This window comes from Haloferula sp. A504, from assembly GCF_044385805.1.
Taxonomy (GTDB): Bacteria; Verrucomicrobiota; Verrucomicrobiia; order Verrucomicrobiales; family Akkermansiaceae; genus Haloferula.
The window spans coordinates 1-16,851 of the sequence record NZ_JBISBU010000027.1 but is presented as its reverse complement, the minus strand read 5'-3'; the positions used below and the strand labels follow the sequence as shown (position 1 = coordinate 16,851).

The following is a 16,851-nucleotide window of genomic DNA, read 5'->3' as shown; positions in this document are numbered from 1 at the left end:
ACCCAACCCCGGTCCGAACTCCCGGCTGGAGATCAATCCTGATCCTCGATGTGCCGGTTTCATCCCTTCGATAATCCTAGGAAGGACTGAAAATCCGTGTTTCCCCCGGCTCCAGGATCATGGGGTTCTGGACGAGACTGAAGACCATGTCCGCAAACCACCCCCCTGCCTTGCCAAGGCATTTGCTCCGATAGTCACCCGAGGTTCCGCCATGCTGAACCGCCCAATACTCGTCGGGCAGACTCGCGCCACTCAACCGGTGATTCAGTGCCAGGGGCCATGTGTAAGCCGGACTGATCCTGAGGGTGCCATTGAAGGTCAGGCGGGTGTTGTAGGGATTCCACACCGTGACGTAAGGCGTGTAGAGGACGGCCGGACGGAATTTCCCGGAGGCCGCACCCGAGGTGGTGGCGTAGTGGGAGACCACCATCTGCAACCTGGCCATCTGGGGCAGCAGCCGGATGTTGTGGAAGGTCTCGTGCGCGTTCTCCGGGGTCCCGTTGTCCACCCAGCTCTGGTATTGGATGTTCGGAGCCCTCGAGGTGGTGGCCGACATCTGTTTGTAGAGGGTCGCGTAGCGCTGGATCTTGGCCCAACTGGCGATGGGGCCCCGGCGGGCCCAGAACTCCCTCAGGTTCGAAGCGCGGTAGTCGGCCCAGTGATACAGCATGCTGTTCGCCGGCCGGTAATCGGCATCGTTGGCCGGTCGCGTGTATTCGAGATGCTCGGTCGGGCTGAGTTTGTAGAACTCCAATCCGGAGGTGGGCTGGGCAGCCCAATTCTCGGTAAGCAGGGAAAGGTCCTTCCTCCAGCCGCCGGTGGCGACGTTCGTGAGCAGGCCGACCGAACCGGTGGAAAGATCATGGAAGCTCTGGGTCGGACTGATCGCATCGTCCGGGCCATCGGCGATGAAGCTTGCCGTGGGCAAGGTCACGGCCTTTTCGGCGAGTTCGGGATTGGTGAGAAGCGGCTCCAGGAAGAAGGGCCGGGGATCGGCCACGGCATGGCTGCGAATCCGGTCGGACCAATCCGCGGTCGAGCTTCGGCTCTCGTCGTAGGGTCGCGGCAGGCGGGCTTTCTGGTTCTCGCCCGAAACCCACCACGCGAAGGCCCCATCAGCCGCCACCTCCCGGGGCGGTAGATGCACTTGACGGCCGTCGGTCGAGGCCAGCGTTCCTTCTGCCAACAGGGCTGCTGTTCCGGGCGATGGGGTTTTCTGGACGAGCCCGGAAGCATCGTCGGGAGAGGATGTCTGCCCCGCCCCGGAAACCAGCCACGAAACGAATCGTCCGCCTTCGGAGGCGGCCTCGGTCTTGGAATCGTAATCCGGCACGGTCGGTCTCCCCTTGAGATTTCCGGTGGCTTGATTGTTGGACCCCTCCCAACTGCGCCAAACGCCGAGAAGTGGGGCCAGCTCCGCATCGAGGATGTCGGCGGGGGCCGTGACACGCGTGTCGGGGCCCGCGTGCTTCTGGAGTTCAGCCACGGCCATGACCAGCGCCAGACGGGCATTGGCGCGCGCCTCGGACTGGCTCGTGGCCCGGTCGGCGGTCCTCAGGCTCACCACCGAGAGATTCAGGATCCCGAGACACAACAACGATAGAAGCACCATCAGGCTGATAGTGACGATCAGCGAAAAACCTGAGCGGAGCCTCCGCTTTCGCCCTCCGATTACAATGTCCATACACCGTGGAATCTGTCGACAATCTTCCCGCCGACCGCTCAGCTCAACGAAAATAATCACCGCGACTAGCCTTCTCGAGAGGATAGAAGCCCTCGCTCGACATCCGTCCCGGCTCCCGGGCCCATGGACCGTTCGGACCGCTCCGATCCTACTCGGGCACGGGTGTATGGATCTTGAGGGTGGGAGGCGATTTCAGAGCCCCGATCAGCTTGGCCCCCTCGGCCAGCATTTTCTCGACCCTTTCGGGGTGGGCCCCGCTCAGATCACGAAGCTCCCCGGAATCCTCGGCAAGATTGAACAGCATCGGTGGCGAGGGCTCGGCCTTCTTCACGGCATCGCGATACTCCTTGAGGCGGCTGGTCTGCTCCTTGGTTTCCTGATCGGTTCCCGGTCCCACCAGGGCATCGCGCCCATCGAAAAAAAGCTTCCAGTCCCCGATCCGCACGGCCTGGGGCTCGGCGTGCATCCCGTGCCAATAAAGCAGGGAGTTCCGGGGATGCTCCCCACCCTTCCCGGTCAACGTGGCCAGAACGTCCACTCCATCGATCGGGGGGCTGCCTGTGCTCTTCTTCTTCCAGTCGATCCCACAGGCACTGGAAAGCGTCGGCAGCAGGTCGATCGCACTGATCAACTCGTCGCTCACCCGACCGGCGGGAATCCGGCCAGGCCATCGGATGATGCACGGGACGCGGGTGCCGCCTTCGAGCGCACTCCATTTCGCTCCGCGGAAGGGATAGGCCGACGAGCCCTGGCCCTTCTGTGGTCCGTTGTCCGAGGTGAAGATGAAGATCGTCCGGTCCTCCAATTCCAGCTCGTCGAGCAAAGCCAGAATCTCTCCGATCCGAGAATCCATCTCCTCGGTCTGGTCGCCGTAAACGCCGAAGTCCGAGTGATCCTTCCACTCCGGATGCGGCTCGACCGGGAAATGAACCGCCGAGTAGGGCAGATAGAGAAAGAAGGGCTCGTCGCGGTGATCGCGGATGAAGCCCATCGCCTCGTTGGTGAACTGTTCGGTCAGCTTGCGATTGTCAAAGGGCTTCTCGGCCACCTCGTCTCCACGATAGAGCGTCTTCGTCTGATTGTTGCTGTGGGAGATGTAGTAGCTCCAGTCGAAGCCCTGGGCACCCGGCAGGGTCTCCGGCTGATCCCCGATGTGCCACTTGCCGGACATGCCGGTGGCATAGCCCTCCGACTTGAAGATCTCGGCGATGGTGAGCGCCTTGGGGCTCATCCCGTCATGGAAACCCATCTTGTAGCCGCAGACCCCCTCGGTCCAGCCGAGGCGAACCGGGTAGGCGCCGGTCAGCAAGGCCATGCGCGATGGAGTGCAGACCGTGGCGCCGGCATGGTAGCCCGTGAGCCGGATCCCCTGCTCGGCTAGCCCATCGAGCACCGGGGTCTTGATCTTCGGATGCCCGTAGCACGCGAGATCATGATAGCCGAGATCGTCGGCCATGATCAGGATGACGTTCGGGCGAGGCTCATCTTCCGCGCGAACCGGTGCGACCAACAGAAAGGCCACGAAAAATGATGCGAAGAGGCGTTGGAGCGATTTCATGTCAGTGCTTCCCCCAGGTTTCCTGCATGATGCGGTAGGCTTCCGAATCGTGCTCCCTCAACTCAGCGGCCACGAATGGATAAAAGTCGTTCCGATAGAGGTAGGCCTCGGTGGCCTCGGCGAAGTATTCCTTGTGATCCGTGGTGGCGTAGTGCTTCACCTTCTTCCCGGTGTAGAGCATGACCTCGTCGTAGTCACCGCGCTCCATCGCCGCCTCGTAGGCCTTGACGATGCCGGGCTCGTCGAAGCCGAGAATCTGGTCGTGGTAGGCATGAGCCAGCTCGTGCAGGATCACCGCCGGGTGCTTCAGCAACTGATCGCGCGACAGCAGGTTCGCCGCCCGCGGGATGTGCACCATCTTGTTGAGCTTCGGGTCGTAGCCACGCGACACCAGCCAGTCGGCACCCGGATGATACTGCATGTTGCCGAGTTCCGGATGGTGATGCTCGATGCGGATCCCGCAGGTCCGCATCTTCTTCAGCGGTTCCTCCGGCAGCAGGATCGCGATGCGCTGGAGGTGGTTCTCAAGCATCTTGAGGGCGGGTCCGCCGACTGCGGCATTCTTTCCGCCGGGCAGCAGCGAGACATCGACCGAAACGGTCCAGCCTTCCATCTGCCGGTCCTCCGTTTTCACCCATCCGATCGTCTTGGCGGGTGCTTCATTCTTCACAGGCATGATGCCGTCCGGACAGGCGGCCGAGGGAAGGGCGCAGGCGGCGAGGAGTGCCACACCGTGACAGAGGGTTCGGAACGTTTTCATGAGAGGATGGGATTGGAGTTCATTCGACGGAAAAGATCGACTGGTGCATCTCGCGTTGGACCGGTCGACCATCGGCACCACGCACTTGAATTTTCACCGACATGCCCCACGTCGGCTCAAGATCGGGGATCTTCAGGCTCACGGTCCTGCCGTCCTCCGAAAGCTTCGCGCTCTCGACCGGCCAGCTCCGTTCATTGAAATGCTTCGAGCCGTAGCGTTGGGTCCTCTCGAGGTCCCACGCGCGGATCTGCCAAGCGCCGGCCTCATTGATGGATGCCGCATCGAGCGGGTCGCTGAAGGTGATCTCAAGCTGCTCCGGTGACACCCCCAGTCCCACCGGTTGATGGGCCGGCTCGCCGGTGTATCGCAGCCGGTAGAACCCGCCGGGCTGATGACGATTGCCCGCCCAGGCGAACATGCCGAGGGCGTAGAGCTGCTTGTCCTTGGGACTGAAGCGCCCCCGCATCACACCGGTTGGAAACGGCTCGATCGGAAAGGCGCACATTCCCCCCTGCTTCCCGGCCGGGGTCTGCTCGAAGGGCACCGTGTAGATCCTTCCCGCCCCATAGGAAAGGTTGAGCAGGGATCCACGCAGCGGCACCCAGGCCGAATCCTCCGGCACCCACAGCAGTTCGCCCGGCGAGCGGTCGAAGGCGTTGGTGATCCAGCACAGCGGCTGGATCATCTTGTCGTCCGAGTCATCGGTGACCTCGTGGTAGCCCCACATGTTGCCGTAGAACTCGTGAGTGCCCCTGCCCGCGACCCAGTTGATCCGGTTCTTCGGGTTCCAGTTTCCCTCCTGGTCCGTGACCACGAAGCTGCCGTCCGGGTTCAGGCAAACGCCGTTCGCTGCGCGGAATCCCGTGGCGAGAATCTCGGTTGTCGAGCCATCGGCACTCACCTTGAGCAGGGTGCCGTGCTGCGGCACGACCGCCTGCTTCGCATGGCGGGCGGACTTGGCGTAGTAGAAGTTTCCTTCGTCATCCGCCTGCAGCCCCATCGCAAACTCGTGGAAGTGCTCGGTGACCTGGTGGTCGCTGTTGAAGTTCTCGATGACGTCGGTCTCCCGGTCGCCGTCCAGGTCGCGGAGCCTGGCGATCATGTCGCGACAGCCGACGTAAATCACGCCATCGACGATCTTCAGGCCGAGCGGCTGGAACAGCCCCGAACAAATCCGCTGCCAACTCAGCTCGCCCTCCTTTTGGCCGATCCCGTCCACGATCCAGACGTCGCCGTTCCACGTGCAGACGGCGGCGCTGTCGGCCCCTTCGAAGAAGTCAAAGCCCGTCACCCGCATCCACGACTGCCATGGGTTCTGGTCGGGCTCGGGGAGCTGGAACGCGTCGAGCGCCCACGGCCCTTCCGTCTCCGCCGACGGCTCGATGCGTGTCGTCAACCGGCCGGCAAAGCGTTTCGACGATGCCTTCTCCTTGAAGGCCGGATCCCCGGGACTGGAGAAGACCTCCGGTTCCCCAGCTCCGTAGCGGATGCCGAAGGCGACCGGAGTCTTTCCGAGTTGGACCTCGTGGGTGCGCCCGGCATCGATCTTCAGCACGAGTTTCCCCTCCCCGGGCCCGCACTCGATCCAGCGCTCGAATGCCCCTCCGGCTCCCATCCGCGGACGCTCCCTGATCTCGGTGGTGCCCACGGTGTATCTCAAGATCGGTTGATCCCCGTGGAGTTCGACACCCTTGAGGCGCACCCACTCGCGCGGAAGCGGCCCGTAGGGTCGGTCATCGCGACCGAGAATGCGCAGGTCCTTGAAATCCCCCGTCGCCGGATTGGCCCACATCGGTTGGTTCGGAAACACGAACGCCTTGTCGCCGGCGATGCTGGTGTGGGTGCCGTGGGAACCATCGAAGGCGATGCCACGCCAATCGACGAACTGGTCGCCGGTCCAGCAGGCGGCGAGACGCATCGTGTCGTGATCGTAGAGCATCCACGCCTTGCCCTTGGAGATTCCTCCAGGCCCCTCGTCGACGCGGATCGCGATCCCCTTCTGCGCGATGTTTCCCGGCTCCACCTGCAGGGTCCAGAAGAGGACATTGCCGAAATCCTGCAGAAGGTACTGCGGCACCTTCTTGCGCTTCGGTTCCTCGCGGCTGGTCGACTTTCCTCGAGGCAAGCGGTCGAGATACGCCTCATCGATCGCCACCAGCTGATCCTCATTCCGACCCTTGAAGAAGTGCTCCCGGATGTAGTGGATCACGTCGTACTTCTCGCTCGTCGAGTACTGCGCCTGGGCCACCATCTGCCCGTAGCCCTTCTCGAGCGTCTGGAACATGCGATACGGATCCGCCCCGTTCTTCAGGTCATCGAGATGAAAGCGCGGAGCCGTCGGCAGCGAACCGGGGGCCTCCCGCGTGCCGTGGCAGGTCACACACAACTGCTGATAGATGGCCTCGCCACGTTTGAGGCTCTCCGCGCCCCACCCCCGGACGATCTGGCCATGGTCGAACTTCGCCAGCGGCTGCAACGACGCACTCCGAAGCGTGAATCCTGCTTTCGCCTCCAGAACCGGAACCCGCCCGCCCGGCTCCTGCGGTCGCCAATCAAAGTCCGCCGTGTTGACCGCCGAAACCTCGCCGCTCGAAATCTGCGCCGTCTCTTTGGCAGTGAGCGCGCGGTTCCACACGCGCACCTCGCGAATCGCTCCACTGAATGGACCGCCGAAATTCGCCGCGGCCTCTCCAATCTTGAAGACGGCCCCCTCGGGATCCGGGGAGCGGAAGTCCCGACTTTCGCCGATCAGCCTGCCGTCGAGATGAAGCGTCGCCTTTCCGCCATCCGAAACCAGCACCGCGACATGCTCCTTGCCGGCGGAGACCTTGTCCCTGCCGGAGAGCTCCCCTTTCCAGCCGATATCGTAAATCAGTCTGCCGTCCCGGATGAAGAGTGCCTTGGCATCCGCCACCCATTTCCCCTCGGCCATGGCCTTGGCGAAGAGGGTGCCACCCTTGGCAGCGGCTTCAAAACGCACCATCGCCGTGAAGTCATCACCCAGACTGACCGGGGAATCGGCGGCAACAAAGGGAATCGACGCCGAACGCGCCGCCCGGAGCTTGCGTGGCTTCCCGATCCACTTGCCTTCCTGCCAGACCCGGAACAGGGCCGGCCCGTTCTCAGGCGCCTCCACCAGCACTTCGATCCGCTGTTCCCTGCCTTCGGGCAACTCGACGGTGGTCCCCTCAGCCAGCACGACCCGGGCCTCACTCCCCGGGCCGGCATCGTAGTCAAGGATCAGGCGGAACTCCGCGGGCACCTCGGCCGCCTGGGCCTCACCCGGAGCTTGAAAGCCCTCGAAGACCGGGCTCAGCGTCTGCTCCAGCGGGATCGAGGTCGGCGGCACCTCCGGTTCGGCCAAAGCCGATGGATGAAAAGCCAACCAGGCCCCACCAAGCGCGAGAACCCGGAACACTCGTCGGTGCAAAATCATTCGCCTGCTACGGCGGCCTCGGTGGGGTTCTTGCTCCCCGCGGCCTTGCCACAACCCCCACAACCACGGGAGGCCAGTTCTCCCGCGATTCGTTTCGAGGTCGCGGTCACGGCCAAGCCCCCCAGGCTTGTGCAGCAGTGCTCGCGCGGCATCGCATGCGCCACGTCGTTCATCGTCTGGATGACCTCATCCAGCGGCACCAGATGGCGGTAGCCCGCCAGCGCCATGTTGGCACAGGCCAGGGCATTGGTTCCGGCCATCACGTTCCGCCCGAGACACGGTGCCTCAACCCGGTTGCCCACCGGATCGCAGATCATCCCGAGATTGTTCTGCAGCGCCATCGAGGCCGCCGAGAGCGAGCGCTCGGCCGAACCGCCGACAAGGTAGACAATCGCCGCGGCGGCCATCGAAGATCCGGAGCCGCACTCCGCCATGCAGCCGCCTTCCTCGGCCGCGAATGTCGCATCGCGGGCGATGAAGACCCCGATCAATCCGGCGATCAGAAGCGCCCGGATCGTTTCGTCGTCACTCGCGCCGAGCGCCTCGGCGACCGCCAGCACCGTGCCGGGCATCGCCCCGCAGGATCCGGCGGTCGGCGCCGCGACGATGACGCCCATCGACGACTTCACCTCCATGATCGCCGAAATATAGCGGATGATCCGGTTGTTCACGTCCGCCGGAACCAGCTTGCCGGCCTGCTCGGCCGTGGTGAAGCCCGGCGACTGCGCCGGCAGGATGCGATCATCATACTCGGTGCCCGCGAGGCCGGTCTGCACCGCGGTGCGCATGACCCCCATGACTTCGCGCATCCGCTCGATCACCTCGTCAGGACCGACTCCGCCCCGTGCCGCCTCGTAGGCGATCGCCTGGTCGGCGATGCTGGAGCTTTCGAAATCCGCCTGCGCCACCATCTCGGCACAGGTTTCGAACGGGAGCGTGAGGTTGCGGCGGGAAAGGATCGGAAGCACGGCCTTGAGCACCCGCACCCGGCTGGCGCCGAGTTCCCTCGCAAACTCGTCCAGGTCCTCCAGCGCCCCGCGGCTGGAAAGCACCAGCAGACCTCCCTTGTCGCCCGGGTGCCACGAAACCTTCTCCGCCGCCTCGGCGATCGGATGTTGCGACCAGGCGGCTTCGCTCGGCGTTTCGGAAAGCCACAGCACGCTCAGGTCGAGATCCCCCGCCCCCGGCACCGGGACGCGATCGATGGCGACCAATTCGATCATCCCGCCACCGGTCGAGATCGCGTCGAAATAGTACCAGGTTCCGCTCTCACCCTTCAGTTCGAGACGGTAGAAGTTCGGATGGGGTGCGTCGTAGGACTCGTAGCGCACGTCGACCTCGATGCCTGCCTCCTTGAGGGCGGCCGGCCAGGTGGGAAGCCGCGCGTCCTCCGGCGGCCAGCCGAGCAGTCCGCTGTAGAGTCCGAGGTCCGAACCCTGGTCGGTGTGCGTGGTCACCAACGACCCGTTCGGATCGTAGCGGACGATCACTTCGTCGAAGGTTTCTCCCGCAAGATCCCGCGCCAGTCGACCGATGCGGTTGGCGGCGGCGCTGTGCGAGCTGCTCGGTCCCCGCATCACGGGGCCGACGACGTCGTTGAAGATGCTTGGAGGTAGTGCCATGACTTTCGTGGCGGCAGTATCGATCAACGAGCGGTGTTCTTCAACGACAGCTTGAAGGGATCCGGATTGAATTCATTCAGGCGGATCGGATTCGAAGGCGTCACATCGTCTTCACCAGGAGGTGACCCGGCCCGCGGACTTCAGCCATCCGTTTTCAATTCCTTGATCCGCACGTTGCGGTACCACACCCGCTTGGCCTCGTCCTGGAAGCCGATGTGCCCGCTCATCGGGCGGTCCTTGAGATCGGTCTTGCTGATGTCGAGATCCTGGATCTTCTCGCCATTGAGCACCACGGTCAGGTGGCTGCCCTTGAGGGTGATCGTGTAGCGGTTCCACTCACCGGCCGGCTTGACCATGTTCTTCGACGGGCCGGAGGTGCGGATGACCCCGCCGCAGTCGTGATGGCCGACGTTCTCCTTGCCGTGGGTGTCGAGGATCTGGACCTCGAAGCCCTTCTCGACCGGATCCTTGGGATCCGCCACCCGCATGAAGACCCCCGAGTTGCCCTTCGGCTCGAACTTGAACTCGAGGTCGAGAATGAAGTCGCCGTACTTCTTTTCGGTGAAAATGTAGTCGTCGAAGCGCTGCCAACCCCACTCGCCCTCGCGCGGCTTCAGGGTCAGGATGTTGCCCTCCTCGATCATCCAGTTGCCACTCGTCCGCCAGCCGGTCAGATCCTTGCCGTTGAACATCTCGACGAAGCCCTCGTCCTTGCCCTCGTCGGCCAGCGCCACACTGCCCGCCAGCAGCACGGCCATTCCTGTTGCGATTCGTTTCATCATCATGGGTGAGTTCATGCGGAGAGCATCGTCCCGAGAGCCGCCCGTCACAAGGCGAACCTGCGCCGACTTATCGCGAGGCTCCGTAGATATTTCACCGCCAAGACGCAAAGGACGCCAAGTTTGACATTTAAAGAATGAGTTCCGAAATCCCTTCCGCACCTGCCTTTCCGACCACCTCCCCCGGCCAAGCAAGAATCCATCTTTGCTTGGCGATCTTGGCGTCTTGGCGGTGAATTCCTTACTCGTCGGACTCTGGCACCGTCGGAGACTCAGGCGCAGGTTCTTTCTCGGCATCCGGTCGCACCGGTGCCAGGCGCAGGGTGATTTTCGTTCCCATCGCCGGAAGCTTGGTCGGATCGACCTCCCAGACCAGCGCTCCATTCTCCTTCGAATGGACCCCGGGCAATGCCAGCGTCTCGTCGCCGAAAGTCGCCAGCGAAATCAGGTTGCCGCTGTCGTCGGCAAGATACCGGGGCGGGCCTTCCTTCGGGCGAAAAAGCTGGGATCCGGTGAAGAGAAAACTGTCCGTCGGAAACGCCTCCGGCTCCTCGTCCCCGGCTTCCGGCATGTATTCGTCCACCGCACGGCGGATGAAGCGGCTGATCGGATGCTCCTCGATCTTCCCGTCCTCACCCGGCACCAGCAGGCTGACCCGGACCAGACCCCCACGGGGAGGGTATTCCCTCCAACGGGTCATTTCCTCGTCGATCGGCTTGCGCATCGCCGGATTTCCCGGGGTCGCTCCCAGCAACAGCAGGCCGGCGTGGATATGAGCCGCCTTGGCCTTCACCGCGATGATCGATTCGTGCTCCTTGGTCTGCTCCGTGCAGGCGACCAACTCGAGATAGCCTTCGACCAGGCAAACCTCCGCCTCGACGTCGAGGCACTGCTCTTCGACGTTGATTTTCATCCCCGGCAGCGCCAGCGGCTTGGGCGCGGCCTCTGCTTCGGCCGCCGGTCTCTCCCCTGATGGGGTCTCGGCCACCTCGTCCCCGACCAGCGGACCCGCCAGGCCACCCGCGATTGCAAGCAGGATGAGAAACGGCGCTGCCATTGAACGACGACCCCGCCAAGGCAGGCCAATGGCAGGAGCGGAGTGAGCTTGGTCTTTGATCATGACGTTGGCGGCATCCAACGTGGATGCCCTCACTATTCTTGCCGGACATCGGCCTTTTGCCACCGAAATCCCCGGATTCCCCTCATTGGGGCGGTCCGCGGGATCATGGCTGGTCATCCGGGCGGTTCCTGTGGCATCTCTCGCGGTGCCAGCCATGAATGTCCGTACCTTTCTCGCCGCCGCATTGCTCGCCACCCCGAACATTTTCGCGCTCCAGCCGGCCACCGACCTTCGGACCGAAGGAGCCGTCGACCCCCTCGGTGTGGGTGCCGCGCCGCGCCTGACCTGGCGCATCGAGTCGGAAGCCCGCGACGTGACCACCCGCGCGTTCCAGATCCTGGTCGCCACCAGTGAAGACACGCTGGCCAAGGATCAGGGTGACCTGTGGAACTTCCGCAACGCGGAGCCCGATCGCGAACCGGGAGCCATCTACGCCGGCAAGACTCTTTCCGCCGGCGACCGCTGCCACTGGAAGGTGCGCTGGTGGGGCGAGAGCGAGGCGCCCTCGCCGTGGAGTGAGCCCGCGGTCTGGGAGGTTGCCCCCTTGAAACCCGGCGACTGGCACGGAGCCAAGTGGATCGACGACGGCCGCGACCTTCCCGAAGCCGACGAGGATTTCTACAAGCCCGATCCCGCTCCCCTGATGCGGCATGAGTTCTCGATCGACAAGCCGGTCACCAGAGCGCGGCTCCACATCGCCGGCATCGGTCTCTGCCTGCCCAGTCTCAACGGGCGCGAAATTTCCGATCACGCCTTCGACCCGCCGTGGACGAATTTCGACAAGCGCATCCTCTTCCGCACCCACGACCTGACCGATCAGCTCGCGGAGGGCGCCAACTGCCTGGGCCTCGAACTCGGCAACGGTTGGTACAATCCCCTGCCCCTCCGGATGTGGGGGCACCGCAACATCCGCGGCTCGTTGCCGGTCGGGCGGCCCCGCGCCATCGCCTGCCTGGTGGTCGACCATCCGGACGGCAGCACCACGACCGTCACGACCGACTCCGATTGGAAGACCGCCCCGGGACCCGCGGTTCGAAACAGCATCTATCTCGGGGAGGAACACGACGCGCGGTTGACGGTCGATGGCTGGAACAAGCCGGCATTCGACGCGTCCGGCTGGAAGCCGGTCCACCTCGCCGACGCCCCGCTCGACCCGCTGCAACCCCTGCGCATGCCGCCGGTCCGGCTCCTCGAGCCGATCGCCGCGGAAAAGATCACGACGCCCACCGAAGGGATTCACATCGTGGACTTCGGCCAAAACTTCACCGGCGTCCCGGAGATCCGGATCGACGCACCCGCCGGCACCCGCGTCACCCTGCGCTTCGGCGAACTGCTCCACGAGGACGGCACGCTCAATCCGATGACCAGCGTGTGCGGCCAGATCAAGGGCATGAAGGACGGCCCCGACGGCACCAAGGTGCCCAAGGGCGGACCGGGCGCGCCGGAGATCGCCTGGCAGCAGAGCGTCTTCATCAGCGGCGGTGGCGGGCCGACACTGTTCCGCCCGCGCTTCACCTTCCACGCCTTCCGCTACATGGAAATTACCGGACTGCCCGAGGCACCCGCCCTCAAGGACTGCCGCGCATTCCCCCTGCACACCGACCTCGCCTCGGCGGGTTCCTTCGCCTGCTCCGACGACGGCCTCAACGCGATCCAGCGGATGTGCCGGCGGACCTTTCTCGCCAACGTCGTGAGCGTCCAGTCCGACTGCCCGCACCGCGAGCGCTTCGGCTACGGCGGCGACATCGTCGCCACCAGCGAGGCCTACCTCATGAACTTCGACATGGCCGGCTTCTACGCCAAGACCGTGCGCGACTGGTCCGACGCCGCCCTCCCCGACGGCAACTTCACCGACACCGCCCCCTTCGTCGGCATCCAGTACTGCGGGGTCGGCTGGGCGATGGTCCACCCGCTGCTGCTCGAACAACTCCACCAGCACTACGGCAAGCGGCGCTTGATCGAGGAGGAACTCCCCGCCGCCATCAAGTGGTTCAACCTCGAAGCCTCCAAGCGGGAAAACGGCCTCGTCATGAAGGGCCTCGGCGATCACGAGGCGCTGAAACGGATCGCCGGTCCGGTGATCACCACGCCGATGTTCATCGACACCGCGCGGCGCATGGCCCGGCTCTGCCGCCTGGTCGATGACGAGGCCAACGCCAAACGCTTCGATGAAATGGCCGCCGAGTCCGCCGAGGCCTGGGCCAAGGCCTTCGTGAACGAGCGGACCGGCCGGGTCGGCGAGGGCTCGCAGACCGAACAAACCCTCGCCCTCACCTGGGGCACGCTGCCCGGGCCGACCCGGGAGAAGGTCTTCGACACCCTCCTCGCGGACCTGAACCGCGAAGCCGGAGGGCCCTCACTGACCACCGGCATCTTCGGCACCCGCTCCCTGCTGGAGGAACTGAGCCGCCGCGATCGCCCCGATCTGGCCCACGGCCTCGCCACCCGCCGGACCTTTCCCTCGTGGGGATGGATGCTGGAAAACGGCGCCACCACCCTGTGGGAGGACTGGCAGGGCACCGACGGGGTGAAGTCCCACAACCACCCGATGTTCGGCTCGATCTCGGGGTGGTTCTTCCGCTGGCTCGGGGGCATCCAATGCGGCGACGACGCCGTTGCCTTCGACCGGATCGCCATCCGACCGCAGGTCGTCGACGGCCTTGACTGGGTGGAATCCTCCCACCAGTCGATCCGCGGCCCCATCGTCTCGAACTGGCGAACGGACGGCGACCTGCGCGTCTTCGACATCATGCTTCCTCCGGACAGCCGGGCCACCATCGAGCTCCCGCGCCGCGAGGGCGATCGATTGACCGAAAGCGGCCGCCCGATCGATCAGGCCGAGGGCGTCACGCGGGTCGAGGCCGACGGCGTCTTCCGCCTCGAGGCGGGCTCCGGCCGCTACCGCTTCGAGGTGGCGAAGAAGAAATAGACTGTGGCCGGGCCTTCCAGGCCCGGAGACATGACGCATGCAAGAGATGGGCGACGAGGCTGGAAGCCCCGGCCACATCACGCAATCTCCCAGCGATAGGGCGCCTTGGAGATCAGCTCGCAGCCGTCGGAGGTCACGTGGACCACGTCCTCGATGCGGCAACCGCCGAGACCCCGGTAGTAGAGACCGGGCTCGGTGGTGATCACCATGCCCTTGCGGAAGCGCCACTTCGAACCCCGGCGCATCACCGGATCCTCGTGAACCTCCAGGCCGATGCAGTGGCCGAGCGCATGGAAGAACCCGCGCGGCTGGTCGGAGTCGCGCACCGTCTCGTAGCCTTCCTTGGTGAAGAAGTCCTCGACCGCCTCGTGGACCGTGCCACCGGCGACTCCGGGCTTGATCATGTCGATCGAGAGCTTGTGGGCCTTGCGCACCGTCTTCACCAGCTTGTGCTGCGCGTCGCTGGCCTTGCCCTTGAGAAAGGTCCGGGTCATGTCACCCCAATAGCCGTCCGCCGCGCGCCGCGGAAAGATGTCGACCACGATCAGCTCGTTGGCCGGAATCGGTCCGGTGCCGGCATTGTGGCAGTCGCAGGCCTGTTCACCGGCCGCCGTGATCGTATGCAACGCGATCGCCCCCTTGCTCATCGTCGCCAGTTCGATCAGCTCGCGAAGCCGCTCCGCGGTCAGCACCTTGCCGTTGTGGTAGAGCTTGCCGTGCTTGATCTTCGATTCCGCGAGCGTCTTGGCCACGACCCGGAAGCCGGCCGCGCTGGCCTCGTTTCCCTTGCGCAGCAACTCGACCTCCTCCGCCGTCTTGATTTCCCGCTCCGGAAAGACCGGCCCATCGATGATCGGCACGACTTTCACGCCGGCGTCCTGGAGCTCGAAGGCAAGGCCTGCGGGAAACCGGTCGCTCACCCGGAACTCCTTGATCTTGTACTCCGCGGCAATCTGCCTCACCAACTGGGACCGGCTTGGCTTCTTGCCGTTGAGCTTGAAGCGCTTCTTCGCCTTGGCCTCGACCTCGTGCAGCAGGAGGATCTCATCGAAGTCCGACTCGGCGACCATCCGCCCGTATTCGAGGCTGCTCGTCAGGCCGATCTTCCGGCCCCTGTGAGAAAACGCGAGATAGGGATCCACCGCGTCGAAACGGCTGAAATACAGCATGTCCGGATCGGTCGCGTCCGCGTGAAACAGGACGGAGGATGGAGCTTTCGATGACTTCTTGCGAGAGGAGGATTTCTGTTTGGGCATGGTAGAGGCAGGCCGGATTGAGGAATGCAGGAGGGAGTCCAGCACCAGGATCGCCCTCGGTCGAGTCATATCCTTGCAGCAGCCATGCCCATTTTCGGGACAGCTCCGCGAGATACTTCTGCTTGACCAAACTGCCCGGGCCCTGCCGTCTTCGGGCGGCCTCCCGGATCGCGGGAGCGACGACTCGCACGATCGCAGGACCCACCACCCACCGTTTGATGAGCACCTCGACTGCTTCCATCGCCGAAGCAAAATCCCCGGAACCCGAAAGCCCGTCCGCGGGAGACCTCTCGACCGACTTCATCGCCGGGCTGCGGAAATCATTCCGGCTCGTCGAAGCCGACCGGGCCCGCCAGAACGCGGTCGCCCACAACGAGATCGAAGACCTCGCCCTCAACCACGCCGCCCTGGCCGGCCAGGACCGTCACTTCAGTCACGAGGTCCGGAGCCGCGGGGTCACCAACCAGCAGAAGTCCGGACGCTGCTGGATGTTCGCCGCGCTGAACACGCTGCGCCCCCACATCATCCGCGAGCACGGCATGGAGGAGTTCGAGTTCTCGGTCGCCTACCTTCAGTTCTGGGACAAGCTCGAACGCGCCAACCTGTTCTTCGAGGAGGTCATCGAGTTCCGCGACCGCGATTACCTCGACCGCGAGTGGGAGTGCCTCAACCAGCGGGCGATCCACGACGGCGGCTGGTGGAACTACGCCGCCGCCCTCGTCGGCAAGTACGGCGCGGTCCCGAGCGAGGCCATGCCCGAGACCAAGAGCAGTTCCAATACCGCCACACTCAACAAGGTCCTCCAGCGCCTGGTCCGCTCGCGCGCTGCAAGGATGCTCGAGCGCCATGCCGACGGCGCTGTGCTCGAAGAACTTCGCGAAATGAAGAATGGGGCGCTGGCCGAAGTTTACCGCCTGCTCGTCATCAGCCTCGGCGAACCGCCCGGCGAGTTCCGTTGGCGCTACGTGATCCGTCCCGAAGTACCGGGTGAGAATCGGAAGAACGACCTCGAAACGGCGACCACCGAAACCCTCTCGCCCGAGGAAACCTTCACCCCGATGAGCTTCTACCAGCGCTTCATCGGCCACTCGCTCGATGAGTTCGTCTGCCTCTACCACGACCCGAAGAATGAACCCGGTCGCCATTACCTCATGGACCGGGCCCGCAATGTTGCCGGCGGCGAGTGCATGGGATTCGTGAATGTCGGCATCGACACCCTCAAGCAGGTCGCCATTGAGTCGATTCTCGCCAACGAGTCGATGTGGTTCGCCGTGAACATGGGCATCGACCACTCGAAGAAGCACGGCGCCATGCACGACCAGTTGCTCGACTACGAGACCTTGTTCGGCATCGACCTCACGCTCAGCAAGGCCGACCGCGCCCGCTTCCACGAAGGCGCGTCGAACCACGCCATGGCGCTCGTCGGCGTCGATCTCGACGCCGATGGCCAACCGCGCAAGTGGCTCGCCGAGAACAGCTGGGGCAAGGAAGAGGTCGAGTCCGGCCGCTGGACCCTGAGCGATCCCTGGTTCGACGAGCACGTTTACACCATCATCGTCCACCGCAAGCATGTGCCCGAAGCGATCCTCGAACGCTTCAACGACGAACCGGTCCCCCTCCCCGCCTGGTATCCGGGTTGAACCCGGCGCCGGCTGACAGCCTGTGGCGGCGGATTGCATCCGCCACGCCCGGCACCAGTTCCCGAAT

The 16,851-nt window shown here is 64.3% G+C and carries 10 protein-coding genes; 2 read left to right on the top strand and 8 right to left on the bottom strand.

Going from position 1 to position 16,851, the window contains the following annotated elements:
• Positions 1 to 76: 76 nt before the first annotated feature.
• The 7 genes from ACG2LG_RS13375 to ACG2LG_RS13345 form a co-directional block, all read right to left on the bottom strand.
• Positions 77 to 1,612, bottom strand: a complete 1,536-nt coding sequence (locus tag ACG2LG_RS13375; protein WP_396259750.1) for a hypothetical protein — start codon at positions 1,610 to 1,612, stop codon at positions 77 to 79.
• Between the two features lie 220 nt (positions 1,613 to 1,832).
• Complete coding sequence (locus ACG2LG_RS13370) at positions 1,833 to 3,242, bottom strand: sulfatase-like hydrolase/transferase (protein ID WP_396259749.1); 1,410 nt, start codon at positions 3,240 to 3,242, stop codon at positions 1,833 to 1,835.
• A 1-nt stretch (position 3,243) separates the two neighbouring features.
• Entirely contained in the window at positions 3,244 to 4,002 is a 759-nt protein-coding gene (locus tag ACG2LG_RS13365; protein WP_396259747.1) for a metallopeptidase, read from the bottom strand.
• Positions 4,003 to 4,021: 19 nt separating this feature from the next.
• Complete coding sequence (locus ACG2LG_RS13360) at positions 4,022 to 7,366, bottom strand: DUF6797 domain-containing protein (RefSeq protein ID WP_396259745.1); 3,345 nt, start codon at positions 7,364 to 7,366, stop codon at positions 4,022 to 4,024.
• Between the two features lie 68 nt (positions 7,367 to 7,434).
• Positions 7,435 to 9,060 carry an L-serine ammonia-lyase, iron-sulfur-dependent, subunit alpha gene (locus ACG2LG_RS13355; RefSeq protein WP_396259743.1) on the bottom strand — a complete coding sequence of 542 codons (1,626 nt, stop codon included), beginning with the start codon at positions 9,058 to 9,060 and terminating at the stop codon, positions 7,435 to 7,437.
• A gap of 140 nt (positions 9,061 to 9,200) precedes the next feature.
• Entirely contained in the window at positions 9,201 to 9,845 is a 645-nt protein-coding gene (locus tag ACG2LG_RS13350; protein ID WP_396259741.1) for a DUF1080 domain-containing protein, read from the bottom strand.
• Between the two features lie 235 nt (positions 9,846 to 10,080).
• Positions 10,081 to 10,896, bottom strand: coding sequence for a YdjY domain-containing protein (locus ACG2LG_RS13345; RefSeq protein WP_396259740.1), 816 nt, complete (start codon positions 10,894 to 10,896; stop codon positions 10,081 to 10,083).
• A 217-nt stretch (positions 10,897 to 11,113) separates the two neighbouring features.
• On the opposite strand from ACG2LG_RS13345, the gene ACG2LG_RS13340 reads away from it, so the two are divergent.
• Positions 11,114 to 13,888 (top strand): family 78 glycoside hydrolase catalytic domain, encoded by a 2,775-nt coding sequence (locus ACG2LG_RS13340; protein WP_396259739.1) that lies wholly within the window; start codon positions 11,114 to 11,116, stop codon positions 13,886 to 13,888.
• Positions 13,889 to 13,965: 77 nt separating this feature from the next.
• On the opposite strand, the gene ACG2LG_RS13335 is transcribed toward ACG2LG_RS13340, so the two are convergent.
• Positions 13,966 to 15,144, bottom strand: a complete 1,179-nt coding sequence (locus ACG2LG_RS13335; RefSeq protein ID WP_396259737.1) for a M24 family metallopeptidase — start codon at positions 15,142 to 15,144, stop codon at positions 13,966 to 13,968.
• A gap of 218 nt (positions 15,145 to 15,362) precedes the next feature.
• On the opposite strand from ACG2LG_RS13335, the gene ACG2LG_RS13330 reads away from it, so the two are divergent.
• Positions 15,363 to 16,784 carry an aminopeptidase C gene (locus ACG2LG_RS13330; RefSeq protein ID WP_396259736.1) on the top strand — a complete coding sequence of 474 codons (1,422 nt, stop codon included), beginning with the start codon at positions 15,363 to 15,365 and terminating at the stop codon, positions 16,782 to 16,784.
• The last annotated feature ends 67 nt before the right edge of the window (positions 16,785 to 16,851 follow it).